The sequence below is a fragment of the Mogibacterium sp. CM50 genome (assembly GCF_000293155.1).
Lineage (GTDB): Bacteria > Bacillota > Clostridia > Peptostreptococcales > Anaerovoracaceae > Mogibacterium > Mogibacterium timidum.
Map to the genome: position 1 here is coordinate 1 of NZ_ALNL01000018.1, position 26,121 is coordinate 26,121.

Annotated in this window: 25 protein-coding genes, 1 pseudogene and 1 other annotated feature; of the genes and pseudogenes, 25 read left to right on the forward strand and 1 reads right to left on the reverse strand. The window is 46.4% G+C overall.

Annotated elements, in window-relative coordinates:
- From HMPREF1152_RS02460 to HMPREF1152_RS02470, 3 genes are all read left to right on the forward strand, one after another.
- Nucleotides 1-494, forward strand: a 494-nt coding sequence (locus tag HMPREF1152_RS02460) for a Cna B-type domain-containing protein (RefSeq protein ID WP_009643575.1), incomplete at its 5' end; no start/stop codon positions are given.
- A 644-nt stretch (nucleotides 495-1,138) separates the two neighbouring features.
- Entirely contained in the window at nucleotides 1,139-2,254 is a 1,116-nt protein-coding gene (locus HMPREF1152_RS02465; protein WP_039883388.1) for a hypothetical protein, read from the forward strand.
- A complete protein-coding gene (locus HMPREF1152_RS02470; RefSeq protein WP_009643598.1) occupies nucleotides 2,251-3,174 on the forward strand; it encodes a hypothetical protein in 924 nt (307 codons plus the stop codon). Before HMPREF1152_RS02465 ends, HMPREF1152_RS02470 begins: the two co-directional genes overlap by 4 nt.
- Nucleotides 3,175-3,476: 302 nt before the next feature.
- Here the strand turns inward: HMPREF1152_RS02470 and HMPREF1152_RS02475 are convergent, their stop codons facing one another.
- Nucleotides 3,477-4,511, reverse strand: a complete 1,035-nt coding sequence (locus HMPREF1152_RS02475; protein ID WP_009643588.1) for an SPFH domain-containing protein — start codon at nucleotides 4,509-4,511, stop codon at nucleotides 3,477-3,479.
- A 326-nt stretch (nucleotides 4,512-4,837) separates the two neighbouring features.
- Between HMPREF1152_RS02475 and HMPREF1152_RS02480 the strand changes: the two genes are divergently transcribed.
- From HMPREF1152_RS02480 to rpoB, 22 genes and pseudogenes are all read left to right on the forward strand, one after another.
- Complete coding sequence (locus HMPREF1152_RS02480; protein ID WP_009643601.1) at nucleotides 4,838-6,073, forward strand: prealbumin-like fold domain-containing protein; 1,236 nt, start codon at nucleotides 4,838-4,840, stop codon at nucleotides 6,071-6,073.
- Between the two features lie 314 nt (nucleotides 6,074-6,387).
- Complete coding sequence (locus HMPREF1152_RS02485) at nucleotides 6,388-7,434, forward strand: AfsR/SARP family transcriptional regulator (RefSeq protein ID WP_009643596.1); 1,047 nt, start codon at nucleotides 6,388-6,390, stop codon at nucleotides 7,432-7,434.
- Nucleotides 7,435-7,740: 306 nt separating this feature from the next.
- Entirely contained in the window at nucleotides 7,741-8,214 is a 474-nt protein-coding gene (locus tag HMPREF1152_RS02490) for a CarD family transcriptional regulator (RefSeq protein ID WP_009643581.1), read from the forward strand.
- Nucleotides 8,215-8,308: 94 nt separating this feature from the next.
- Complete coding sequence (locus HMPREF1152_RS02495) at nucleotides 8,309-9,409, forward strand: PIN/TRAM domain-containing protein (protein ID WP_009643578.1); 1,101 nt, start codon at nucleotides 8,309-8,311, stop codon at nucleotides 9,407-9,409.
- Nucleotides 9,410-9,483: 74 nt separating this feature from the next.
- A pseudogene (locus HMPREF1152_RS09995) lies at nucleotides 9,484-10,248 on the forward strand (IspD/TarI family cytidylyltransferase); the annotation flags it as partial.
- A gap of 21 nt (nucleotides 10,249-10,269) precedes the next feature.
- The gene (gene ispF / locus HMPREF1152_RS10000; RefSeq protein ID WP_334290464.1) at nucleotides 10,270-10,740 is read left to right on the forward strand and encodes a 2-C-methyl-D-erythritol 2,4-cyclodiphosphate synthase; all 471 of its coding nucleotides are present in this window, start codon (nucleotides 10,270-10,272) and stop codon (nucleotides 10,738-10,740) included.
- Nucleotides 10,741-10,742: 2 nt separating this feature from the next.
- Nucleotides 10,743-12,479: a proline--tRNA ligase gene (locus tag HMPREF1152_RS02505; protein ID WP_009643599.1), complete on the forward strand. Its 1,737-nt coding sequence runs from the start codon at nucleotides 10,743-10,745 to the stop codon at nucleotides 12,477-12,479.
- Between the two features lie 59 nt (nucleotides 12,480-12,538).
- Nucleotides 12,539-13,105 (forward strand): chromate transporter, encoded by a 567-nt coding sequence (locus HMPREF1152_RS02510; protein WP_050992610.1) that lies wholly within the window; start codon nucleotides 12,539-12,541, stop codon nucleotides 13,103-13,105.
- Nucleotides 13,105-13,695 carry a chromate transporter gene (locus tag HMPREF1152_RS02515; RefSeq protein WP_009643589.1) on the forward strand — a complete coding sequence of 197 codons (591 nt, stop codon included), beginning with the start codon at nucleotides 13,105-13,107 and terminating at the stop codon, nucleotides 13,693-13,695. The genes HMPREF1152_RS02510 and HMPREF1152_RS02515 overlap by 1 nt, the downstream gene beginning before the upstream one ends.
- 67 nt (nucleotides 13,696-13,762) lie before the next feature.
- Entirely contained in the window at nucleotides 13,763-15,166 is a 1,404-nt protein-coding gene (gene cysS, locus HMPREF1152_RS02520; RefSeq protein WP_009643587.1) for a cysteine--tRNA ligase, read from the forward strand.
- Between the two features lie 13 nt (nucleotides 15,167-15,179).
- Nucleotides 15,180-15,548, forward strand: coding sequence for a Mini-ribonuclease 3 (locus HMPREF1152_RS02525; protein WP_178978292.1), 369 nt, complete (start codon nucleotides 15,180-15,182; stop codon nucleotides 15,546-15,548).
- Between the two features lies 1 nt (nucleotide 15,549).
- Nucleotides 15,550-16,380, forward strand: a complete 831-nt coding sequence (gene thyA, locus HMPREF1152_RS02530; RefSeq protein WP_009643594.1) for a thymidylate synthase — start codon at nucleotides 15,550-15,552, stop codon at nucleotides 16,378-16,380.
- A 168-nt stretch (nucleotides 16,381-16,548) separates the two neighbouring features.
- A complete protein-coding gene (locus HMPREF1152_RS02535) occupies nucleotides 16,549-17,040 on the forward strand; it encodes a dihydrofolate reductase (RefSeq protein ID WP_009643593.1) in 492 nt (163 codons plus the stop codon).
- Between the two features lie 183 nt (nucleotides 17,041-17,223).
- Nucleotides 17,224-18,312, forward strand: a complete 1,089-nt coding sequence (rlmB, locus tag HMPREF1152_RS09925) for a 23S rRNA (guanosine(2251)-2'-O)-methyltransferase RlmB (protein ID WP_009643577.1) — start codon at nucleotides 17,224-17,226, stop codon at nucleotides 18,310-18,312.
- 223 nt (nucleotides 18,313-18,535) lie between these two features.
- Complete coding sequence (gene rpmG / locus HMPREF1152_RS02545; RefSeq protein WP_009643586.1) at nucleotides 18,536-18,685, forward strand: 50S ribosomal protein L33; 150 nt, start codon at nucleotides 18,536-18,538, stop codon at nucleotides 18,683-18,685.
- Between the two features lie 13 nt (nucleotides 18,686-18,698).
- Complete coding sequence (secE, locus tag HMPREF1152_RS02550; RefSeq protein ID WP_009643595.1) at nucleotides 18,699-18,983, forward strand: preprotein translocase subunit SecE; 285 nt, start codon at nucleotides 18,699-18,701, stop codon at nucleotides 18,981-18,983.
- A gap of 17 nt (nucleotides 18,984-19,000) precedes the next feature.
- Nucleotides 19,001-19,594 (forward strand): transcription termination/antitermination protein NusG, encoded by a 594-nt coding sequence (gene nusG, locus HMPREF1152_RS02555; RefSeq protein ID WP_009643573.1) that lies wholly within the window; start codon nucleotides 19,001-19,003, stop codon nucleotides 19,592-19,594.
- Nucleotides 19,595-19,628: 34 nt separating this feature from the next.
- Entirely contained in the window at nucleotides 19,629-20,054 is a 426-nt protein-coding gene (gene rplK / locus HMPREF1152_RS02560) for a 50S ribosomal protein L11 (protein ID WP_009643571.1), read from the forward strand.
- Nucleotides 20,055-20,105: 51 nt separating this feature from the next.
- Nucleotides 20,106-20,801 carry a 50S ribosomal protein L1 gene (rplA, locus tag HMPREF1152_RS02565; protein WP_009643576.1) on the forward strand — a complete coding sequence of 232 codons (696 nt, stop codon included), beginning with the start codon at nucleotides 20,106-20,108 and terminating at the stop codon, nucleotides 20,799-20,801.
- 13 nt (nucleotides 20,802-20,814) lie between these two features.
- Nucleotides 20,815-20,927, forward strand: a sequence feature (ribosomal protein L10 leader region).
- A 71-nt stretch (nucleotides 20,928-20,998) separates the two neighbouring features.
- Nucleotides 20,999-21,517 carry a 50S ribosomal protein L10 gene (gene rplJ / locus HMPREF1152_RS02570; protein ID WP_009643597.1) on the forward strand — a complete coding sequence of 173 codons (519 nt, stop codon included), beginning with the start codon at nucleotides 20,999-21,001 and terminating at the stop codon, nucleotides 21,515-21,517.
- A gap of 93 nt (nucleotides 21,518-21,610) precedes the next feature.
- Entirely contained in the window at nucleotides 21,611-21,976 is a 366-nt protein-coding gene (gene rplL, locus HMPREF1152_RS02575; RefSeq protein WP_009643591.1) for a 50S ribosomal protein L7/L12, read from the forward strand.
- A gap of 314 nt (nucleotides 21,977-22,290) precedes the next feature.
- On the forward strand, nucleotides 22,291-26,118 hold the full coding sequence (rpoB, locus tag HMPREF1152_RS02580; RefSeq protein WP_009643592.1) for a DNA-directed RNA polymerase subunit beta: 3,828 nt from the start codon (nucleotides 22,291-22,293) through the stop codon (nucleotides 26,116-26,118).
- Nucleotides 26,119-26,121: the final 3 nt, after the last annotated feature.

Here is a 26,121-nt window from a genome sequence, read left to right on the forward strand (position 1 = left end):
AGTACACTGTAACGGAAAACACCGTAGATGACTACAATACCGAGATAGAAGGCTATGATATCAAAAATAGCTATACTCCTGAGGAAACCTCTGTAACCGTAACCAAGAGATGGAACGACAGCAACGATAAGGATAGAATAAGACCTGAACGTATCAAAGTACAGCTCTATGCGAACGGAGAGAAGAAGGGAGAAGCTGTTGAGCTTAAGGCAGGAAGCAATTGGAGCTATACATGGAACAGGCTTCCTAAGAAGGCTAAGGGAAAGGATATAAAGTATACCGTTAAGGAGGAAGGAAGTCCTTCGGGTTATACGGTGAGTGTGGATGATAAGGATCATGGTAACATCATCATCACCAACAGCCATACACCTAAGGAGATTACGAGACCTAAGACAGGAGATGCGAACAGATTCATCGCTTATCTGGCAGTGATGCTTATCTCTGCAGCGGCGGTTATAGGACTGCTAGTTTCAAGGAGACGCATAAGGAATTAGCCGCAGGCGGTGACAGATTAAAGACCTGAAATATCAGAGCGGAATCTGACATCCTGAGCCTACCAAACAAGAACAGCAGACGAAAAGGCGATCGAAGTAGATTCGATCGCCTTTTCGGGTGCATAATTTTCTTCGGGTCCATAACGTTTTTTGAGGTGTGGTCTTAAAAGCTGTTCCATAGATTGGAGTCTAAATGAAACCGGAGAGTAATGATTTCTCGTAGCTGAGAAGACATTAACCTCCGATTTTACATGGAATCAAGAATTATTTCATTAGTTTAACTTAATTATTTTTTTAACCATTTAAATTTCATTTAAGAACCTTTATTAAGAGTATAGAGGCATCTTGTTTGGTACTACCTTACTGTGAACACCCTGCATTCTCCAAGCCTATAAGAAAATGTTCAAGAACAATTCACGCCGGATTCTTGAAAAACCGCGGATATTAGCATATAACATATTCTATATTGTTGTGTAGATTAGTCCGATGGTGTGATGGAGAGCGCATGAAAGGTTATCTCTCCATACTGGAAACTTCCTACAAATAGGGTATATCAGAGCGCCGCATCAATCAGTCCGCTGCACAGGCTGTTTTGGACAAGCATCGGCGAGCCGTATTCCCATGGTCCCGGATACTTTGTCGTGATGGCGTGGATTGCGCTGCTGACGCTTATGGCAATGTTCACCGTCTCGTCTCGTGCAAAGGTCCCGAAAAAGCCGCAGGTTTCGCTTCTGCTGCTTCTTATGCTGCTTGTCATTGCCATATACATTGTCTTAATCTTTTTCTTTCCGAAAACGTGGAAGCTTGTCTCCAGCGACTACACAAGCTTTTTCTGCATGGCTTCTGTAGGGTTGATGCAGGCGTGTATCGCATCGGGGATGATACCCACCAACACGGGGTACGCAAAAATATTTGAAGCTACCGACAAGGAAATATTCATTATGGATGACGACTGGAACATCCGCTATTCTTCGGGCGGCGCGATGCCGCCGGGCACCGAGCTTCTCAAAAAGACGGAAGATGGCGTTCTCCAAACAGACGGGCATACGCTCTTGAAGGGATGCCGTCTCCATCCCGGTCATGTGGTCTGGATGGAGGATATTTCTGCCCTTGCATCGGTTCTTGCTGAGCTTGAACAAAACAGAGATGAGCTGTCCTACAAAAACGAACCGGAGATGGAAACCCGCAAAACGGAGCTTGCCATGTCCAAGGCGCAGGAGAAAAACCGCCTTTACGATGCGTCTTGGCAGGCTACGGCAAAGCAGAATAAGCTACTGCATGAAACGCTTGACGCATATTTTAGTGAGTCGGAGAAGAGCAGAAAGAAGGAGCTGCTTGCCACAGCTGCCGTGCTGTGCGCGTATATCAAGAGAAAAGGAAATCTTATCTTCGTAGGAGACGGCGACAGAGTGACGGCGCAGGAGCTTAAGCTTTGTTTTAATGAATCTCTCGTAAACGCGGAGCTTTTAAAAGCCGACTGCTACATAGATTATGCGCTTTCGGACGAAACGGCGCTGCCCACTCAAACCGCTATGTGCCTTTATGACAGCTATGAATCCGCCATAGAAGCCGCCCTGCCGGATATTAGCTTTGTATTTTTGCGCATCAGAGAGGACGGCGAAAATATCCGCGCGATTTACAGCATCGTTTCATCGCGGGACCTGTCCGCCGCCGTTTTCCCGAAAGAAGTAAACGTTGCAAGGGACGACGACACATGGATCGTTTCCCTGTCTGTCCCGAAGGGAGGCGGAAGGCGATGATGCTGTTTTACGAATGCGATTATCCGATGCGCTTTTCTTATATGCTATTTCTCATGGTTGCGATACTGACGTTGGTAGTTCTGATGTGGAAGCCTATTCTCGGAAAACACAGCAAAAGTGGCGTCATCACCTGTGCTGCCGGTTTGATGCTTACGCTTGGCGTATATTCGGTGCTTTTGGACGACCATATCGTTCCCATAAACTGGCAGGGCCACAAGGCGCCGCTGCCGATCGCTGCGCTCTGGCTCATCACCGCCGTCATCTTTCTCGGGGGTGCATACGCTATTCTGCTTTGCCGCACGAGGGATAAAGGGAAGGTGACGGAAAGCAGTATCAAGGAAGCGATGGATGAGATTCCGATGGGGTTGGGCTACTTCCGGCAAAATGGCGTATCCATGCTGATCAATCGCCGGATGGCGGAGATCTCCGAGATCGTGTGCGGCAAGGTGCTGATGAACTATGAAGAGCTTTCGGACATGCTAGAGGGGAGATCGGATTGGAAGGAAACGGAGGATGTTTACCGCTTGCCGGCCGGATCTGCCTGCCGCTATGTCGAGGATGAACTCGTTACAGCAGCAGGCGAGCGGTTTCGGGTTGCGTACTTCTACGATGTCACCAAACTTGTTCGCCGGAAGAAGGAGCTGGATGCTCAAAATGAAGAGCTGAGGATGATGTCTGTCCAAAACAGGCGTCTCAGAGAGAATGTCGGTCAGCTTGCCAAAGAGGAAGAGATCCTCTTCTTCAAAACAAAATGGCATGACACGATGGGTGATGGCTTAAAGGCAATATGCAGAACACTGCTGGCCTCTCTGCCTGAGAATGAAACGGACGATTCACTCAGAAGCTTAAGCGATGCCATTACCGTAATACAGAGGGACAACGACGATTCGGATCAGCGGCGCGTGGCAATCTCTTTTTGATCAAAAAAGAAGCAGACACGGAAACGAAATAACGGGAATCCATCATACACAGCCCTTCGGAAAATGGAGAGCAGTGTTTGCTAGTGCCATATTTACTAATTTATGACATGCAGAATTTGCAATAAAAACAGACGGGATGATAGGAACGATTAATCAAACATTCTTATCCAATGGTCTTGACTTGCCCTCATATAGTTTGCGTATTAAGGGATATTGGATGATTGATTCATTGTTTCATTTAAGGATATTGAGTGCCAACAAGTGATATGGCACGACATGACAACAATGAATGGAACTAAATATTATATTATATCCTTTCTTCTGTTTTCAAGATCTACCTCAATATTGGCATTAGTACCGGATACTTCCTTGGTAACCTTCGAAGAGGTTGGTCGTATGGAATGATCCTCGTAGCTGCCTTTTCCGGGTTTCTCGGATTTGTCGATCTCAATATGATCACCTATACCCAGTGATTCGGCCGCTACACCAAGTGACGATACGATTCCGGCTAAATCGGTAGGCATAAATATCTTAGTTGAACGTCCGTCTGCTATATCCCTCAGCGCTTCAAGTCCTTTCAGCTTCAATACACTTTCATTGACATTTGCTTCCTTGAGTTTCTCGAGACCTTGCGCCTGAGCTTCATATACCAGTCTTATGGATTCGGATTCTCCCAGTGCCAGCGCAATACGAGCTTCTTTTTCAGCCTCTGCGGCAAGAACCTTAGCCTCTTTATCGCCTTCAGCACGTGATACTACAGATTCCTTGTGCGCCTGAGCTTCAAGCACTGTTTGACGTCGTTCTCGTTCAGCTCTCATCTGCTTAGTCATAACCTCTTCAATTTCCTCCGGAGGGATAATATTCTTCAGCTCGACTCTATTGACTTTAAGTCCCCACGCATCTGTTGCTTTATCGAGGATTACTTCCATATCTTCATTGATCTGTTCCCTGGATGAGAGAGTGGTATCAAGCTCCATACCTCCGATGATGCTTCTTAACGAAGTCGCAGATAAGTTCTGCAAACCTGCGATAGGATCTTCTACTCCGTAAGTATACAGCTTGGGATCAAATACTTTTGCAAATACTACCGAATCAACTCGAACAGACACATTGTCTTTCGTTATTACAGGCTGTGGAGGGAAATCAAGCACCTGCTCCTTTAGAGAGATCCTGTTGATAATATGATCGATAACAGGCATTTTGAGGTGGAGACCGGCATGCCATGTGCATAGATATTTACCTAGCCGTTCGACGACATATGCGTGTTCCTGAGGAACTATTCTGATGCATGAGATCAGAATAAGGATTAGCAGTGCAAGAATAATTAGTAAAGCCATATTCATTCTCCTTTGTTCGATGAAAGTGTAAAAGATAATTCTCTTGTATCATAGTAATATAGCTTTTAAATGTCAATAATCAGAGAGTTATGAATGATTGATACGGTCGATCGGATTTAACTTTTTCGAAGAGGTATCATTTGCAGCAGAACAGCTGCTATAAATTACCAAAGCTATCCGATGAATTCCCTGTGGTCAGGATAATGAAACTTCTATAAATAAATATCTGCTGTTCGGTTTCATGTGACCGTCATGTGACCTCGATGTGTTAAGTTTATCCGACAATAGACATAAACACACTTTATTAACACAAATAGGAGGTTTATATGACTCGATCCAAGTTTGGTGCAGAAACAAAGAACGTGAAGCATTTTCTTGTCGTTCTTGCGATTATGGCATTGCTTCTGACAGTTTCTGCGGCTATGATGCCGGGGCATGTCAATGCGGATGCTAATGATATTGTTTCCAAGAACATCGGAAGCTATAGTGGATACCGTGCAAGTATATTCATCTATAAAGGTCAATATAAGTGCTTCTGCTTAGAAGCCCATAACGGTGATCCGTCCGGTACCGATCCGTTAGGTGAGGAAATCTACAACAACTCAAATATTGCAAAAGCTCTTTATTATGGACAATATGGCGCAGAGCCGTGGGATGGCTTTGGCGGTGATGAAGCTAAGGGTGTAGTTATTACCTCTCTTACACTGAGTGACCTTTATGGCAATGCCAAGAATTATGATACGGTTCCCGGAGTCAAGGAGTTCAAGGCATTCCTTGAAAGCAAGCCGATGCCGCCAAGCGAGATTACCCGGTTTACAAAGAAATCCCTTAAAACAACATGGGATGCAAAGAGAAAGGTGCAGGTAACCGAGGATAATGAAATCAAGGGATCTGAAGGTCAAAAGCTTTCCTTTAATTTGCCGAAGGGTGTCAAAGCTGTTAAGAAAGATGGAAACGTTCTTACAGGCAAGGTGACGCTGTCTGCAGGTGAGATCTTCCATCTTGAGGCAGAACCTGGTGTAACCGGAATATATAACACCGGAGAAATTGGCAAAAACTTTAAATATCAACCAATTGTAGTAAAGACAGTCAGAAATAAGCAGGATATAGGAACCCTGAAGATAGTAGAGGACAAGACAGCTGTAACGCAGTTTCAGGCGACCTGGCTCAGATTTAACGGGGTGAGGATAAGCAAGCAGGATATAACTAATAAAAAAGAGCTTCCGGGAGCGAAGATGAGAGTTATTGATGCTGAGAGCGGAATCCTTGTGGATGAATGGACATCTACAGATACTCCTCATATTATCAGCAATCTGGTAAACGGAAGAAAGTATATCCTCAGCGAGCTTGTAGCGCCTAAGGGCTTCCGAATCAGTCGTGAACAAATAGAGTTTGTTGCAGGACAGAAGGATCACGTGGTGATGTTCAACACTCCCGAGAAAAAGCCTAAGTTGCCAAAGACCGGGGATGATAATTCATTGTCCGTACCTATCACGGTTCTGACCGCATCAGTTGCTTCGGTGCTTGCTGCAGTATATATGCGCAGACGAGTGCAGAAATAAGAATATTACATAGCGTGTGCAATGTCTGTGTTGATGACTTTTCACCGCTCGTATATGGTATACTGTCAAAGGGGGTAGAGGTTGAAGCTCTGATCCCCTTTTTTGAGTATGTCGGATAAAGTTGTTATCTGCACGACATGACAGTTGATATTTAGGATACAGCTGTTGCCTGAGCAACACGACATTCGATATTTGAGATCCAAGAGCTGCATTGAACATTTGAACAATGTTTAATCATTTGCAAGCGTAGGCACGTACGCAACGTTTGTAGAATGCTGATATTACAAAGATAGAATAAGTAAACAAGGCGATGTATGATGACAGATCGAATAGAAGACGGAATAATGAAGGTGCTAATGCTGGGTTCCTTTCAAATTGATTATAAGGGAATAACGATTACATCAAGCGATATTTCATCACCCATGCTGCTTAAGCTGATGTCATATGTTCTGTACCACCATAATCGGAAAACAACATCATGGGAAATAATCCAGAATATCTGGGGGATGGAAGAACTTGAGAATCACAAGGGGAGCTTAAAGAGCCTCGTATATCGTTTGCGTGTGTTGCTGCGAAAGTACTGGCCTCATGATGAATTCCTTATCACCGATTTTGAAGGCTATCACTGGAATCCTGATATAGATGTATTACTGGATACCGACATACTGGAAAAGGGTAACGCCGGAACGGATATACAGCTCGATTCAGGTAGGCTTGAGTGTCTGCTGGATGCGTATAAAGGTAAATTCATGACAGAGTGTGACGACTTCTATTGGGTTATGTACATGAGGGTGTACTATCATAACAAATTTGTCCGCTTTGTGACTTCGTATTGCAACATTCTTAAACAGCGGAATGATTATACAGAAATTGTAGATATCACTCGGAATTTTCTCAAAATCGATACGATGGAGGAAGAGTTCCACTATTGGCTAATATACGCTCTGATAAAACAGAAAAAATTCACACATGCTTCTCAGATGTACGAAGAAGCACTTCGTTATCTGTACGATGATGAAGAGACAGAAATTTCCGGTCAAATGAGGTATTTGAAAAGCCTGATTGAATCAAGCGGTAGAACTGTGGAAACAGAGTACGACAATCTTGTGTATGAAATACTGAATTTATCTAAGGACGCGTATATCCTTGAGAAGAAAAAAGAAAAATTGGCGGCGGTTATCAGTATAAATTTGTGTAACAAAACTTGTTTAGCTTCCATGCCTGCCTGCGGAATGAACCGTTGTGCGGAAACCTTTGAAAAGCTTCTGCTAAATAACGTCAGAATGAATGATGTAGTAATAAAAAATACGAATTACGAATATATCATAGTGCTCAAGCATTGTGACGAAAACGGAGCTTAGAGTCTGCTTAGCATATTGAAGCTTGAACTTGACAGGGAATTGACCTTGGAGCATAAGCAGATGATTGAATTCACTTCAAAGGTAATTGAAATTCATATCAGTTGAGGGAGGCAAAAGGCTGATTAATAGGTACCTCAGTACGCCAAGCAAGCTGCAGGATAACCTAGGCCGCTGATTATTAACTAATTATATAAATATCATTGACATCCGGAATTGAACATGCTAACCTTAATAATTTATCTGTTGCTTAAAAAATGCAATTATATTATAATCTTAGTATGTAATAGTGAAGGAAGGAGGCTAATCGTGTTCAATATCGGGGACAGCATCGCTTATCCAATGCACGGAGCAGGTGTTATTACAGAGATTGAGGAAAAAGAAGTTCTCGGTGAGTGCTGCAGCTATTATCATGTAAGCCTTCCATACAGCAAGATGCATGTGATGGTACCCGTCGAGAATTCGGATAAGGTCGGGGTGCGCGCTATTATTTGCGAGGACGACATCGATGAGGTGCTCAATGTTCTGGGCGGCGAGTCGGATAAGATGTCGAACAACTGGAACAGAAGGTTCAGAGAGAACACTGAGAGACTCAGAACCGGCGATATATACGAAGTAGCTGGAGTTGTTAGAAATCTCGTTCGCAGCGACAGGGTCAAAAAACTGTCGACGGGAGAGAAGAAGCTTCTCGGCAATGCAAAGCAGATTCTCGAAAGCGAACTGGTACTTGCCGGAGGACTGACGCTGGATGAGGCCGATAAGCTGGTAGAAGCTAACATTTAGCCGATTAGGGTGCTTGTGTGTCTAGCCGTGTGACCGCGAGTACCCTTTATTATTATTCCACATTGTTTATTTTTTGGCAGAAAGGAGGGTTGGATTGTTTAAAAAGATTTATGCAGTTCTGCTATTCGTAGTAGGCGGAATTATAGGCGGATTGTTCTACTGCGTGGTGCAGATGCGGCTTGAAGACATATCATTCAATGAGGTCAGGGTGTCAAATACTGCTGATTGTAGTATCTTCGTACTTTTTGTAATTATATTTGGACTTATTTTCAGAATTTTTACACCGGCACTTATGAAACGATTGAAGAAGACATCATCCAATATTGAACGTGATCTCAAGGATGTTTCGATCGAGAGTATTCTCGTCGGAGCGTTAGGCGTGATAATCGGACTCGTCATAGCGCTGATAATATCCATGAGCTACAGGTCGCTATTGCCGCCGCTGTGGTATTCAGTGGTAACAGTTATACTATACTTTATACTCGGATATTTAGGGTATGCAGTTGCTGCTGCCAAGGTTAAGGGAAACCACAAGCTCTTTGAGAATCTCACTTGGCGCGGGCATGACAGGACGCATGTCGGTACCCCTAAGGTCATCGATACCAGCGTCATCATCGATGGCAGGATTCTCGATATAATGAGAGCCGGATTTATCGAGGGTAAAATTATAATTCCCAACTTTGTACTGGATGAACTCAGACATATCGCCGATTCAGGCGATGCGCTTAAGCGAGTGCGTGGCAGACGCGGACTCGACATTCTCAATCAGATTCGAGACGAGTTCAATGTAGAGGTATATAACAACTCGCCAAAGCTCAGATATCTTGAAGACATTCCGGAGGTGGATGTTAAGCTGATCAAGCTGGCCGGGGAACTGGGAGCGAATCTCATTACGACTGACTTCAACCTCAACAAGGTTGCAACTATCAACGACATTAAGGTGCTCAATATTAATGAGCTTGCAAATGCTATTAAGCCTATCGTCATACCCGGTGAAAAGATGCTTGTCGACGTAGTTAAGCGAGGCAAGGATCGCGAGCAAGGTATTGGCTATCTGGATGACGGAACTATGATTGTCGTAGAGGACGGGGCCGACCATATTGCGCAAAACGTGGCAGCGACGGTTACAAGCGTGATACAGACAGCGGCAGGTAAAATGATATTTGCACGCATCAACTCGGAATGCGATAATTAGAGATAAATGTAGTCAACCGGGTAAAGAGGAGCCTTATGTCGCTTCGATAATAAATAACTATACGTATGAAAGAAATGCATTCACGGATTAACACCTATAACGGCAGCGCAGATACAGGGGATAGAGAGCTGCATATAGCGCTTATTGCCGCTGCCGGCAAGGGCACCAGGATGAGCAGCAGGCTTCCCAAGCAGTTGCTCAGTTACGGGGGTACAACAGTTCTGGAGCGCACCGCCTCTGTATTTGCAGAGCATGAGGGAATAGACGCTGTTTTTATCCTCATACCACAGGATAGAGAATACGATACGATATTCCTTAAGATAGCGTACAGGCTGGAGCACGCGTATGGCACACCTGTTCGCTGCTCGTATGGCGGAAATTCCAGAGGAGAGTCGGTGTATAACGGCTTGAAGAACATCTCGAGATATGTGCACGAGAGCGGGCAGGACGCCATAGTGCTCATCCACGATGCGGCGCGCGCGGATATCACCGGAGAGGTTATCGATCGTAATATTGCGGCTATGCTGAGCAATGATGCTGTATGCACTGTTGTACCTGCAATAGACTCACTCAGGATGACGGAAAAGCCTGCAAGTGAATTTTTTGACGGCTTGTCATCAATAACCGATTATCCTATAATTAACAGTAAATCTATTGAAAGAGATAGAGTGGTCATGGTTCAGACGCCGCAGACCTTCCGTTTAGGCAGTTTGATTGCTGCTTATGATAAGGCAAGGGGTGACGGCTACGTCGGAACTGATGATGCCTCTATTGCGGAGTATTTTGGCATGAGCATAGCGCTTGTTGAAGGTGATTATGCCAATGCCAAGATTACTACCGGAAAGGACATCCCTATGGGAATACGAGTGGGCACTGGATATGATGTGCATAGACTCGCTGAAGGGCATAGACTTATACTATGCGGGGTCCCTCTCCCGAGCAATAAGGGGCTCGTCGGCCATTCTGATGCAGATGTGGCAACACATGCACTGATGGACGCGATATTAGGAGCGGCAGGCCTAGGCGATATAGGACAGCATTTTCCGGATACAGACGACAGATATAAGGGGGCAGACAGCATTAGATTGCTGCGTGAGGTTAAAAGCAAGGTCGGGGATATCAGCATTGGTAATGTCGATATCACGATTATTGCTGAGAGACCTAAGCTGGCACCATATATTGACAAGATGCGGGAGACTATAGCCGAGGCACTCGAGATGCCGCCGAGCGCCGTAAACGTAAAAGCTACAACTACAGAGAAGCTTGGATTTACAGGAAGAGAAGAAGGCATTGCAGCGCAGGCTGTTTGCACAATAGAAGGGAGATTTTAACAATGAAATTATCGAGACTACACCTCAAGACACTCCGCGAAGCACCAAACGAAGCAGAGTTAGTCAGTCACAAGCTGATGATCAGGGCTAATCTCATCAAGAAGGAAGCTGCCGGCATATACACCTTCATGCCATTTGGATGGAGAACAATCAGAAAAATCGAGGAGATCGTCAGGCAGGAGCAGGACAGGATCGGCTGTCAGGAACTCCATATGCCTCACGTAAATCCTTCCGAGCTCTGGAAGGAGTCCGGCAGGTGGTACGCATACGGACCGGAGCTGTGGAGAATCAAAGATAGGAATGGTAGAGATTTCTGTCTCGTTCCTACATGTGAGGAATTGTGTACAAATATAGTTAGGCAGGAGATCTCCTCTTATAGAGAGCTGCCCCTTCAGCTGTACCATATCCAATTCAAGTATCGTGATGAAGCCCGTCCTAGATATGGGTTGATGAGATCGCGTGAGTTCATCATGAAGGATGCTTACTCGTTTGACAGGACACCCGAAGACCTTGAAGCTGCATACAGGCTTCAGTACGATGCTTACGTAAGGACCTTTACCAGATGCGGTCTGGATTTCAGAACAGTTGAGGCTGATAACGGCCCTATCGGCGGCAGCAACTCCCACGAATTTTCAGCTCTGTCTAATGTCGGTGAGAGTGAGATTGCATATTGCGAGAAATGTGATATGGCAGCTACAATAGAAAGGGCGGAGTGTGTGGATGACAAGCCGGTTGACGAACCGGAGCAGCCGCTCAAGGATGTTTACACACCCGGAACCAAGACCATTAAAGATGTATGCGATTATCTCGGGGTAGACGAAAAGAAGACTATCAAGGCTCTGATGTTCACTACCTTCGATAAGGATCTCAATCCGGCGGATTATGTTTGCGTGTTTATCCGAGGCGATAGAGACGTCAATATGATTAAGCTGGTCAATGCCCTCGGAATTCCCGAGCACTATATCGAGTTCGCAGACGAGGATGATATGGGGCCGATTACAGGTATCGTAGGTGGATTTACAGGACCTGTTGGAATTCACAACTGCAAGATTGTCGTTGACAGCGAGCTGGTCGGTACCAAGAATATGGTTGCAGGAGCCAACAAGGAAGACCACCACATGACGGGCGTATGTTACGGTAGAGATTTCACCGGTGACATCGTTACAGATATCAAGACTCTCAAGGAAGGGGACCCATGCCCTCACTGCGGAGCTCCAATCAAGCACACGAGAGGCATTGAGGTTGGTCAGATATTCAAGCTCGGAACCAAGTATTCCGAGTCTATGAACGCAACATACAAGGACGAGAACGGAGAGGATCAGATCTACTGGATGGGATGCTACGGAGTCGGCGTCACGAGGACCATGCAGGCTGTCGTAGAGCAGAGTCACGATGATAAGGGTATCATCTGGCCTGTATCCGTAGCTCCATACCACGTCATTGTTACTGTAATCAATCCTAAGGATGAGACTCAGATGGAGCTTGCAAATAAGATTGAAGCTGAACTCGAGACTAAACGCGTTGAAGTAATCGTCGATGATAGGGACGAGAGAGTCGGCGTTAAGTTTAACGACGCTGACTTGCTTGGTATTCCAATCAGAATTACAGTCGGAAAGCTCGCCAAGGACGGAAAAGTTGAGTATAAGCTGAGACGTGAAGAGGACAACGAGGTTATGTCTGCAGCTGATGCAATTGCAGCAGCTGCTAAGCTCGTGGATGATGAAATCTTCGGAATGTAATCAAGTCAGGGGATCACGAGTGCATTTTGAGAAATAAACACAAGTATTGGGGAAGAAAAATGCTGGAACTGTTCGTTACATTTTTCAAACTGGGTTTATTCACGATAGGGGGTGGGGTCGCTATGATTCCCATCCTCTCTGATATTATGGTCAAGGACAAGAAGTGGTTTACTGAAGATGAGATGATTGATATCATCGCCATATGTCAGGGCTTACCCGGTGTCATTGCCATCAATATGGCAACTTATGTGGGATTCAAGAAGCGCAAGCTGCTTGGATCCTTTGTTGCTACATTAGGTGTGATTTTGCCTTCGTTTGTAATAATCGTTATTATCGCCAAGGGGATGAATTTTATCGATGGCAATTCATATGTGCAGGGTGCACTCGGAGGGTTGAGAGCAGCAGCTCTCGGATTGATCCTGATAGCCGTCTATCAGGTGGCTAAAGGTGTTGTTAAGGATTGGTTCAGCGCAGTCGGTGCTGTAAGCAGCTTTGTGCTCATAGCCGTGTTTAAGATAAATGTAGTCTACATTATCGTATTGTTCCTGGTTCTCGGAGTAATCCGTGTGTACACATCTAATCCGGGAAGCTTGGATAATTCAGATCACAGAGGAGGTGATAGATAATGCTGCTTGTTAAGCTTTACTATGCCTTCTTCAAGATAGGGCTATTCGGATTTGGTGGCGGGCTGGCAATCATACGGCTCATATACGATAGCATCAGAGAGTTTGCAAATATGTCGCAGGAACAGTTTGCGAACATCGTGGCCATCGCTCAGGTTACACCGGGACCAATTGCAGTCAATTCAGCGACATATGTAGGATATGAGGTCGGCGGATATTTTGGTGCTGTCCTCGCTACTCTGGGAGTGGCAACTCCGGCATTTATCATAATCGCAATCGTAGCCGGCGCTGTCAATCGCTATAAGGAAAGCCTGGCAGTCAAAGGTGCACTGGAGGGTATCAGACCGGCAACTGTAGGACTGATAGCCGGCTCAGTCTTTACGATAGGCGAAGCGGCAGTGATGCCAACACATTCGCTTGGCGGTAATTTCGCGGTATTGAGTGACCTAAGCATCACAGTTTGCGGAATCCGTATTGACACGATAGCTGTAATCCTTGTCGGACTGACAATTCTGCTGATTCAGAAATTCAAGGTAAACCCGATGCTTGTGCTGGTTATTATCGGGTGCATAGGCGCTGTCATTGGTGTATAATTTAAACGATTATACCCAAATGGGAAATGATGAATTAAGTCGAGACATGATTCATTGGAGGAAAGAAATGAAGATTTATAACTCTATGACCAGGCGCAAGGAGGAGTTCATACCTGTCCATGAGGGCAAGGTTAATATCTACGTTTGCGGTCCTACGGTTTACAACTATTTTCATATAGGTAATGCCAGACCGTTCGTAGTGTTCGATACGCTGCGCAGGTTTTTTAAATACATCGGTTACGAGGTGAAGTTCGTGCAGAACTTTACGGATGTAGATGACAAGATTATCAACAAGGCGAAGGAGGAGCAGCTGCCGGCGCTTGAGGTATCGGAAAAGTACATCAAAGAATATTTCAACGATGCGCAGGCTCTCAATGTAATAAAGGCTGACGTGCACCCTAAGGTTTCCGAGCATATCGAGGATATCATCGAGTTCATCGGCACGCTTATTGACAAGGGCTACGCTTATGAGGCGGATGGCGACGTGTATTACAGTACTCGCAAATTCCCTGAGTACGGCAAGCTCTCGGGTCAGAATATCGATGACCTCGAGTCCGGAGCTAGAATTGCAATAGGCGAGGTCAAGAAGGATCCTTTGGATTTTGCCCTCTGGAAAGCGCAGAAGGCTGACGGCGAGATTGCCTGGGAGTCTCCTTGGGGCAAGGGAAGACCGGGGTGGCATATCGAGTGTTCTACAATGTCCAAAAAGCACCTCGGTACGACAATAGATATTCACGGAGGCGGTCAGGATCTCAAGTTCCCGCATCACGAGAATGAGATAGCTCAGTCCGAGGCTTGCAACTGCGCACCATTCGCAAAATACTGGATGCACAACGGCTACATCATGGTAGACGGAGAGAAGATGTCCAAGTCACTCAACAACTTCTTTACTGTTAGAGATATCCGCAAGGAGTACGACGGAGACTTTATCAGATTCTTCCTGCTCAGCGTTCAGTACAGAGGCCCAATTAACTTCAGCGATGAGGGGATGAAGCAGGTCAAGCAGGGATACGACAGGCTGGTCAATGCCGAGGAGACCCTCGAGTTTCTCGTGAGCAACGGTTACGACGGCATGACGAAGAAGGAGGAGCAGACAGCAAGTTCATTTGAAGACTACAAGGATAAATTCATTGAGTGCATGAGCGATGACCTCAACACGGCAGGCGCAATCGGAGCTATCTTTGAACTGGTTTCGGCTATCAACGTCGAGATTGAGGGTGGAGCATCCAAAGAGTTTGCGGAGAAGGCTTTGTCCATGATTCAAGAACTGGCAGATGTGCTCGGCGTGCTGCAGAGAAGCCACGATGATACCATCGGAGATGACATCCGGAGACTTGTTGATGAGAGACAGCAGGCTCGCAAGGAGAAAGATTGGGCAAGAGCTGATGAAATCAGGGATCAGCTTTCCTCTATGGGATATATTCTTAAGGACACACCTCAGGGGGTTCAGATAATAAAAGCAGATGCATAACGATATAAAGAGTATGAATACGACGACACTCGCCTATATGGGTGACGCAGTTTATGAGCTACAGATAAGAGAGCTGTTAATCGGGCGCAATAAGGGTGATGTTGGCAAGGTTCACAAGCGGGCAATTGCCTACGTGTCGTCAGACGGGCAGTCGAAGGCCCTCAAGACGATGATGAAGGATTTTTTGACTGAAGAAGAGCGCAAGCTGGTTAAGAGAGCCAGAAACAAGAGGGCGACTTCGAGACCTAGGAATGCGGATCCTAGAAGATACAAGCTGGCCACAGGATTCGAAGCACTCATTGGGGCGCTGTATCTGGTTGGAGATAAGGATAGACTCGAAAAGGTTATACATGAGGCTGTCCGAATTATTGAGGAGGATTAGAGTGAGTAAGGCGGATAAGCTGTTTGTTAAGATGTGCGAGGATATAATTGCACATGGTTTCAGCACAGAAGGTCAGAAGGTTAGGCCTCACTGGCCGGACGGAACACCTGCGCACACAATCAAGAATTTTGGCGTGGTGAATAGGTATAATTTGCAGGATGAATTTCCGGCGCTTACCGTGAGACCTACGGCAATTAAGCTCGCTTTTGACGAGCTGCTCTGGATATGGCAGAAGAAGTCGAACAGGATTTCGGATCTCGGCAGCCGCATCTGGGATGAGTGGGCAGGCGAGGACGGAACTATAGGCAAGGCATACGGCTATCAGCTTGGGGTAAAGTACAAATTCAAGCAAGGCGAGATGGATCAGGTTGACAATATACTCTGGCTGCTGAAAAACGACCGCTATTCTAGAAGGATCATGGCCAACATGTATAATTTTGCGGATCTCTCGGAGATGAACCTCGAGCCTTGCGCATACAGCATGACCTTTAACGTAAAGGGCGATACGCTGAACGCCATTCTGAACCAGCGCTCGCAGGATATTTTGACTGCAAATAACTGGAATGTAGTCCAGTACTCTCTGCTTCTGATGATGTTCGCTAATGTCAGCGAACTCAAGGCCGGAGAGCTGGTGCACGTGATTTCAGATGCGCACATCTATGATAGACATGTCGATATCATAAAAGAGCTGATTGCTCGTCCGCAGTATCCGGCGCCTAAGGTGACGCTAAACCCTGAGGTGAAGAACTTCTATGATTTCACAGTAGATGACCTGATCATCGAGGATTACCGGAAAAATCCACAGGTGAAGAATATTCCTGTGGCAATTTAAGCGTGTAAATCTATTCGGAAGCCGATTAAACGGCGATAAACAAATTAACCACATAACTTGAGGCATCGGCAATGCCCGAACTGAGCGGTGATAAGGAGCGCCGTTTTTCGACTTGTTCGACTTGAGATAATAGTGATGGTCAAACTAAACGATAATAAACTGAAATGAATGATGAATCTAATAGTAGCTGTTGATGAAAAATGGGGTATCGGTTGCAACAACGGCTTGCTCGCATCTATTCCGGGCGACATGCAGTATTTTAAGGAAAAGACGACTGACGGAGTCGTGGTGATGGGTCGTAGGACGCTCGAGAGTCTTCCTAAGCAGAGAGGGCTGGCGAAACGTGTCAACTATGTGCTTACTTCCAATAGAGAATTTTCGGCTGAGAGATGTATTGCGGTGCACAGCGAGGAGGAGCTGCTTAAGGAGCTTGAGCGGTACGACCGGGAGCATATATTCATCATCGGTGGTGAGAGCATCTACAAGAAGCTTTATAGGTATTGCGATAAATGTTTTGTAACCAAGATGCATGCGGATTTACATGCCGACAAATTCATGGTTAACCTCGATGAGGACAGTGATTTCAAAGAGACGTGGAAGAGTGAGATGCATAGAGAGAACGGCATAGACTATGAGTTCACTTTATATGAGAGAGTCTAAAGCCGGATTATTTCAAACATGCAGGTTATCCGCAAGGCTCTTAGAGTTTATCTGAATCAGTATCCGATGACCAATTACTCGGATTACCCAAAGCCCCCCATGTGATGAAACCGTCTATCTGTATGGAGATATCGGTACAATTCTAATTAGGCGAACAATTATTTAGAAGGATGTGAATCAATAATGGCAAGATCAGATAAAAAGAAAACCGGTGCTCATGGTAAGAATAGGCGCGATGCCCACGGGGTATACCGGAGACGTGCAGAGCGTGGTAAGGCTGCATTTAGATCATATGATGGAAAGGCGGGAGATGAATTTCGAGGAGACTCGAGCAGCTGTTCTTCAAGAGCGAAGCGTAGTGACGGTAATGCAAATAGCTATGGCAGTTCGCAGCGTGGAGGTAATATGAGCAGTTATGATAGCTCGCAGCGCAGCAGAAATTCAAGCAGCCGCCTGCGCGATACATATAGAAACATATCTAATGTCAACGAATGGGAGAGCCGTGGCGACAGCTTTGCTGAGGAGCAGAGGGCTCCGGCCGCTAATCTTATAGCCGGCCGCAATCCCGTTATGGAAGCAATCAAGAGCGGCAGAGAGATTGAGAGAATCTATATGGCTGCCGGAGCCGAAGGTTCAGTCGTGAAGATTAGAGCCATGGCAAAGGATGCAGGCATAGTAGTGGATACAGTCCCAAGAATCGTACTGGATCGCATGGCACACGGTGAAAAGCACCAAGGTGTAGCTGCAGAGATTTCCGCGTATTCATACTCGACAGTCGAGAAAATCCTGAAGCGCGCAGATGAAAGCGAGGAACCACCGTTCATACTTGTGCTGGACGAAATATCCGATCCGCACAACCTGGGCGCGATTATCAGAACTGCCGAGTGTGCCGATGCTCATGGAGTTATAATCCCCAAGCGCAATGCCTGTGGTCTTACAAGTACTGTTGCGAAGACGTCGGCCGGGGCACTGGAGCGCATGTCGGTTGCCAGAGTAACCAACATAGGCCGGACTATCGAGGAACTGCAGCGACAAGGTGTTTGGGTAGCAGCTGTAGATATGAACGGAAAAGCTTATTATGAGACTGAAGGCGTGATGAAGGGTGCGATAGCGCTAGTGATCGGAAATGAAGGGAAGGGTATCAGCAGACTCGTCAGAGAGAAGTGCGACCTGTCAATTTCGATTCCGATGAAGGGGAGCATCAATTCGCTCAACGCATCTAATGCGGCAGCTATTATTATGTATGCTGTCAGACGCAGCAGGGATTGTTAGCTGATTATAGACGGGAGTTGTACAGCATGAAATATCAAGTAGAATACTTTAAATGCTGTCAATGCTGTCAATATCAAGTAAAATACTTGACATTGACAGTTGCTCAGCGTATTATTATGAGGCTACTTTATGAATTCACGACAGAGCTTGCATGGCGGGCTCTGACTTTTGAGTTGAGAGAAGCAATTAGCTTACATATATATTTGCAAAGGAGGTCATCACCTTGAGAAATAAGATTACATTGGCGTGCACAGAGTGCAAGCAGAGGAACTACAACACAACTAAGAACAAGAAGAACAATCCTGACAGAATTGAGCTTATGAAGTATTGTAAGTTCTGTGGCAAGGAAACTCTTCACAAGGAGACTAAGTAGTCGAGGGAACATCATGGCAAACAACAATGAAAAAGTATCCAGAGGTGGTAACGAAACTCAGTCGGAGAAGAATACTAATAGACCTGAACAGCGCAAGTCGCGTGGAGGTATCATTGGATATTTCACTGGTGTTAAACAGGAGATGGCCAAGGTAGTGTGGCCGACGAGGCAAGAACTGGTTAAGGACACAGTAGTTGTGTTCGGTGTGTGCATTTTCTTCTCCCTTCTTTTCTGGGGGATGGACACAGGCTTTCTGGCTGTCCTCAAGAAGCTTCTCGGAATCACACTCTCGAAATAGGCTAGAAGGAGACACACATGACAGAGAAGACCGACAACTTGAATACGGGCGGCACAACGCTGTCACCACTTGAAGGCGAAGGTCTGCGTGGAGATGGTACCGCTAAGTGGTACGTGATCCATACGTATTCTGGTTATGAAAACAAAGTTAAGACGAACATTGAGAAGATGGTAGAGTATAGAGGAATGCAGGACCTCATCCTTGAGGTCGCAATTCCCACAGAGGATAGAGTTGAGATAAAAAATGGCCAGCGCAAGGTCAAGACTAGAAAGCTCTACCCGGGCTACGTAGTAATTAAGATGATCGTTAATAACGAGACCTGGTACCTCGTGCGTAACACAGAGGGTGTTACGGGATTCGTGGGTCACGGTTCGGATCCTATTCCGCTAACCAAGGAAGAAGTGGTTAGGATGGGTGTTGAGAAGATGCGTATCGACCTGGATGTCGAGATTGGCGATACAATCCGCATTATCGGCGGCCCTTTCGAGGGTCAGATGGGTATCGTAGAGGATATCAGTCCCGACAAGCAGATTGTAAGGGCTAAGGTGTCGATGTTCGGTAGAGATACACCTGTAGAGCTTGAGTTCTCGCAGGTGGGAAAACTTAACTAACTGAGAACCACAGTCTCAGAGAAAGGAGAATAAGATGGCAAAAAAGATCGACGGCTATATTAAGCTTCAGATCCCTGCGGGAGGCGCAACACCTGCACCACCGGTTGGTCCGGCCCTAGGTCAGAAGAGCGTTAACATCATGGACTTCTGTAAGCAGTTCAATGCTAAGACTCAGGATCAGCAGGGGATGATCATTCCGGTTGTGATTACGGTTTACAGCGACAGATCATTCACATTCGTGTGCAAGACTCCGCCGGCAGCAGTGCTTATCAAGAAGGCAGCCGGTATTGATAAGGCATCGGGCGAACCTAACAAGACCAAGGTAGCTTCGATTACTTACGCACAGGCAGAGGAGATTGCGAAGACTAAGCTGCAGGATCTCAATGCAGCTACACTTGAGGCAGCTACTGACATGATCAAGGGAACAGCTCGCAGCATGGGAGTCACCGTAACAGAGTAACCGGTGGGAGACGTTTGTTGAGAAGCGTCGTTAGAACCACAAGGAGGAAATATGGCTAAGAAAAGTAAAAGATACAGCGCAATCGCGGAGTCTTTCGATAAGTCGCAGACTTATGATGTTGCAGAGGCTGTAAAGAACGTTAAGAGCTTTGCAAATGCAAAGTTTGATGAGACTGTTGAGATGCACATTCGTCTCGGTGTAGACGGAAGACACGCAGACCAGCAGGTTAGAGGCGCAACCGTACTTCCGCACGGAACAGGTAAGAGCAAGAAAGTTCTTGTTTTTGCTAAGGGCGCTAAGGCTGAAGAAGCTCAGGCGGCCGGCGCAGATTACGTAGGCGCAGAGGATCTCGCAGAAAAGATCCAGAAGGAGAACTGGTTCGACTTTGATTCAGTAGTTGCTACACCGGACATGATGGGCGTTGTAGGACGTCTCGGTAAGGTTCTCGGTCCTAAGGGACTTATGCCAAACCCTAAGTCGGGTACTGTAACGATGGATGTACAGAAGGCGCTCGAAGAGATCAAAGCAGGTAAAGTTGAGTACCGTCTTGACAAGGCTAACATTATCCATGTGATCATCGGCAAGTGCTCATTCACCGAGGCGCAGCTTGCAGATAACGCTAATGCTCTGATTCAGGTTGTTGCAAAGGCTAAGCCTGCAGCTGCTAAGGGTCAATATTTCAAGAGCGTTACTATTGCATCGACAATGGGTCCCGGAGTTAAGATCAGCACAGCATCCCTAAGCTAATAGTCGGCCGGTGTTAATAATCGAATATCAACCGTAGACAGTGGGAGCGAAAGCTTAATTTCCCACCGAGGTACAAACATAAATTTGTTCCCCGCTGTCTCGCAGCGGGGTTATTTGTACCGTACTTGGTATTGACACACAAGACCGAATAGGTAAACCACAAATATGGACACAAAGTGTTCAGGAAAGGAGACCAAATGTCTGTAGAAGCAAAGAACGCAAAGCAGCTGATTGTCGACGAGATTAAAGAAAAATTTGAAAAATCCATATCAGTTGTAGTTGTAGACTATCTTGGAATTACGGTAGCTGAAGCTGACGAACTAAGAAGAACTCTTAGAGAGAACGGTGTAAGCCTAACTGTATATAAGAATACACTTGTAAAGCGTGCAATCGCCGGAACAGAGTACGAAGCTCTTGGCGATGCACTCAAGGGATCCAGTGCATTCGCATTCTGTGAAGAGGATGCTACAGCAGCTGCCAGACTTCTCAAGAAGGCAATGAAGCAGTACAACAAGATGTCATTTAAGGGCGGATTCGTTGATGGTTCAGTATATGACGCTAAACAGGTTGAAGCACTTGCAGATATCCCATCAAGAGAAGAGCTTATCGCACGTTTCATGGGAAGCATTCAGTCGCCTATCTCACAGCTTGTTAGAACATTCAAGGCAATTGCTGATGAGGGCGAAGCACCGGCAGGAGAGACTGCTGAGGCATAAGCTGAAAATAGCAACAAACATTTAGACATTTCGTCGAAGTATCGACATATCGAGGCTGAGATATCAGCAAATTTAGACAAAAGGAGAAATAAAATGGATAAGAATCAGATCATTGAAGCCCTAAAGGGTATGACCATTCTTGAGATCAACGAGCTCGTTCAGGCTTGCGAAGAGGAGTTCGGAGTATCTGCAGCTGCAGCTGTAGTTGCAGCACCGGCTGCCGGTGGAGCAGACGCTGCTGAGGAGCAGACAGAGTTCACAGTAGTTCTTGCAGGTGTCGGTGACCAGAAGATCAAGGTTATTAAGGCTGTAAGAGAAGCTACCGGTCTCGGACTTAAGGAAGCTAAGGAGCTTGTTGACGGAGCACCTGCTAACATTAAGGAGAACGTTGATGCTACTGAAGCTAACGCTCTCAAGGAAGCGCTTGAGGCGGTTGGAGCTACAGTAGAACTTAAATAATCGAATAACACAATAATAGGGATTGGGCTCCTGGTTACGGGAGCCCAATTCTTGCTATTTAATGAAGCTCGAAAAGTGCCTACACAAATTACAAAATAAAACTACACGCCAAGAGGGCTAGGGAGTTCACAGCGTGATTGCCGGATAAGCTATCGGCGCCTATGTATTTTTTGTAGTTTTCCGACTCTAAAGTATCGAAATATTACAAAAAATACATAATATGCCCGTTAGAGAGCTTGAATAATTTACAACCTTGCACTATAATAATAAGTTGCTATGGAGACGTTTTTTCTTATATAACAAGGAGTGATAACATGCCAAAACCTGTAAAAGTTGGAAGGAAAGAACGTATGACTTTCGCCAAAATCAACGAAGTTTGCGAGATGCCGAACCTCATTGATATTCAGACTAAGTCATACAAGTGGTTTGTCGAAGAAGGACTGGCCGAAGTTCTGGAAGATGTATCTCCAATCAGGGATACCACCAATACTTTGAGCCTGGAGTTCGCGGACTACTCCTTCTCAGATACACCTAAGTACGATCAGGAGGAATGCAAAGAGCGTGATGCCACCTACGCTACATCTCTGACGGTCAAGGTAAGATTGATAAACAGGGAAACTCTCGAAATCAAGGAACAAGATGTTTTCATGGGAGACTTCCCATTGATGACAGAAAAAGGCACATTCATATACAACGGTGCGGAGCGAGCTATCGTAACACAGCTTGTAAGATCTCCGGGACCGTATTTTGAGTTTGATACAGATAAGTCGAACAATAAGCTCTATTCTTCGACTATTATTCCTAACAGAGGTGCTTGGCTCGAGTATGAGACAGACTCTGCAGGCGTTCTGTATGTAAGAGTTGATAGAACCAGAAAGCTTCCGCTCACGTCGTTCCTGAGAGCGATGGGGATGAGCTCAAACGACGAGATTCTCGAAACCTTTGGCGAGAATCCCGCTCTACTAAGAACCTTTGAGAAGGACAGCACCAAGAATGCAGATGACGGTGTCAAAGAGATTTACAAGAGACTTAGACCCGGAGATCCTCCAACGGTTGAGAATGCCAGATCTATGGTTAACTCGCTCCTGTTTGATTCCCGCAGATACGATCTCGCAAAGGTTGGTAGATACAAGTACAATAAGAAGCTGGGTATCCACAACAGACTGGTTGAAACGACAGCTGCTCAATCCATCATCGATCCGGCTACGGGGGAGGTCCTCGTTGAGAAGGACGAGTTCATCTCACGCAAGAGAGCCATGGAGATTGAGGATGCCGGCGTCGCTTTTGCATACGTATACAGCAAGACTGAGGATGATGAGATAGTTAAGGTTATCGGTAACAATTTCGTTGACCCGACCAAGTATATCGACCTCAATCTCGCTCCATACAAACTCTCCGAGAAGGTTTACTACCCGGTTCTCATGGAAATAATCGAGCAGGCTGCCGGAGATGAGGATGTGCTCAAGGCTGCAATCGCATCTCACAAGAATGAACTCTCGCCAAAGCACATTATTCACGACGATATCGTTGCGTCTGTGAGCTACTTTCTCAACCTGACATATGATATCGGTGAGACGGATGACATCGACCACCTCGGCAACCGCAGACTCAGATCTGTCGGAGAATTGCTGCAGAATCAGTTCCGTATTGGATTTGCAAGGATGGAGAGATCGGTCAGGGAGAGAATGACTACTGAGAACGCAACACCTCAGCAGCTCATCAATATCAGACCTGTAACTGCAGCAGTCAAGGAATTCTTTGGCAGCTCTCAGCTGTCACAGTTTATGGATCAGAACAACCCTCTTGCAGAGCTGACTCACAAGAGAAGGCTTTCCGCACTTGGACCCGGCGGCCTATCCAGAGAGAGAGCCGGATTCGAGGTGCGCGATGTTCACTATACACATTACGGCAGAATGTGCCCTGTTGAGACACCGGAAGGCCCTAACATCGGGCTTATCGGTTCTCTCACAACATACGGCATCATCAACGAGTATGGCTTCATCGAGACCCCATACCGCAGGGTTGACAAGGCTACAGGTATTGTAACCGAGCAGGTTGATTATCTGTCCGCAGACGACGAGGAGCTCATGATAGTGGCTCAGGCCAACGAACCGCTTGATACTGAAGGCCATTTTGTAAATAACAAGGTAGCTGTAAGAGGCATCAAGGGAGAGATTACTCTTGCAAAAAGATCTGATGTCGACTACATGGACGTTTCTCCTAAGCAGGTAGTGTCCGTTGCGACAGCTATGATTCCGTTCCTTGAGAACGACGACGCTAACCGTGCTCTGATGGGCTCCAACATGCAGAGACAGGCTGTGCCGTTGCTCGTGACAGAGGCTCCGTACGTTGGAACAGGGATCGAGTACAAGGCTGCTTGTGACTCCGGCGCGGTATTGCTGGCCAAGGCAGCCGGTACAATCGAGTTCATAGATGCACAGTACATAAGAGTTCGCAGAGATGACAACGGCGAGCTTGATGAGTACAAGCTGCTCAAGTTCAAGAGATCCAACCAGGGAACATGCATCAACCAGAGGCCGATCGTTGCTCACGGCGAGCATGTTGAGGCAGGCGAGGTTCTGGCAGATGGACCTTCCACCAACATGGGAGAGATTTCCCTCGGTAAGAACCTGCTTATCGGATTCATGACATGGGAAGGATACAACTACGAGGATGCTATCATTCTCAATGAGCGACTGCTCATGGACGACGTTCTAACATCGCTGCATATTGTTAAGTACGAGTGCGAGGCTCGTGACACTAAGCTTGGGCCGGAGGAAATCACCAGAGATATCCCTAACCTCAGTGAAGAGGCTCTCAAGGAACTCGATGAGGACGGAATTATCAGAATCGGTGCAGAAGTCAAGTCCTCGGATATCCTTGTTGGAAAGCTGACACCTAAGAGCGAGACAGATCTGACTGCGGAGGTTAGAATGCTGCGCGCTATCTTCGGTGAAAAGTCCAAGGAAGTAAGAGATACTTCTCTCAAGGTTCCTCACGGTGAGACGGGTATCGTCATCGACGTAAGAGAATTTACAAGAGAGAACAGTTCAGAGCTTCCGCCGGGAGTAAACAAGATCGTAAGAGTTTACATAGTTACAAAGAGGAAGATCAACGTCGGAGATAAGATGGCGGGTCGTCACGGTAACAAGGGTGTAATTTCCAGAATCCTACCCGAGGAGGATATGCCATTCAAGGAAGATGGTGAGACTTTGCAGGTAATGCTTAACCCACTGGGAGTACCTTCCCGAATGAATGTCGGACAGGTGCTCGAGGTTCATCTGGGGCTCGCCGCTAAGACTAAGGGCTGGTACATCTCGACTCCCGTCTTCGATGGAGCAAGCGAGACTGACGTAATCAATCTCCTTGATGAGTGCGGATATCCCAAGACGGGCAAGCTCAACTTGAGAGACGGCAGAACCGGTGAGTATTTCGATAGCCCGGTAACTGTCGGATACATGTACATGCTCAAGCTGCACCACCTTGTAGACGACAAGATTCACGCCAGAAGCACAGGTCCTTACTCGCTGGTAACCCAGCAACCGCTCGGTGGTAAGGCTCAGTTCGGCGGTCAGAGATTTGGAGAGATGGAGGTGTGGGCTCTCGAGGCTTATGGAGCTGCTTATACACTCCAGGAGATTCTGACTGTTAAGTCCGACGATATCATTGGACGTGTCAAGACCTACGAAGCGATCGTAAAGGGTAAGAATATTCCTAAGCCGGGAATTCCTGAGTCCTTCAAGGTGCTCATCAAGGAGCTTCAGGCATTGGCACTTGACGTTAGAGTGATGTCCGGTGACAACAGGGAAATTAAGCTCAAGGATACATCCGAGTACGATGAGCCTGCCTCAGTAGATCGTATGCTGAAGGAAGCTGACAGGCGTACAGAGGCTATGCAGGAGCGTGAGCGCGAACAAGAAGAGGAGATGCTTGCTAAGCAGGCACAGGAAGACGTCTACGATGATGCTGATGAGGCAGATGACGCTGATGACGAGCCGGATCTGAGCATTCTGGATAAGTTAACTGCAGTACTTGATGCAGACACAGAGGATGTACCTGAGGTATCGGATGACGATGATGAGCCGGAAATGGTAAGTCTTGACGAGATAATCGGTACAAGCGACGAAGCTATTGATGAGTAAATA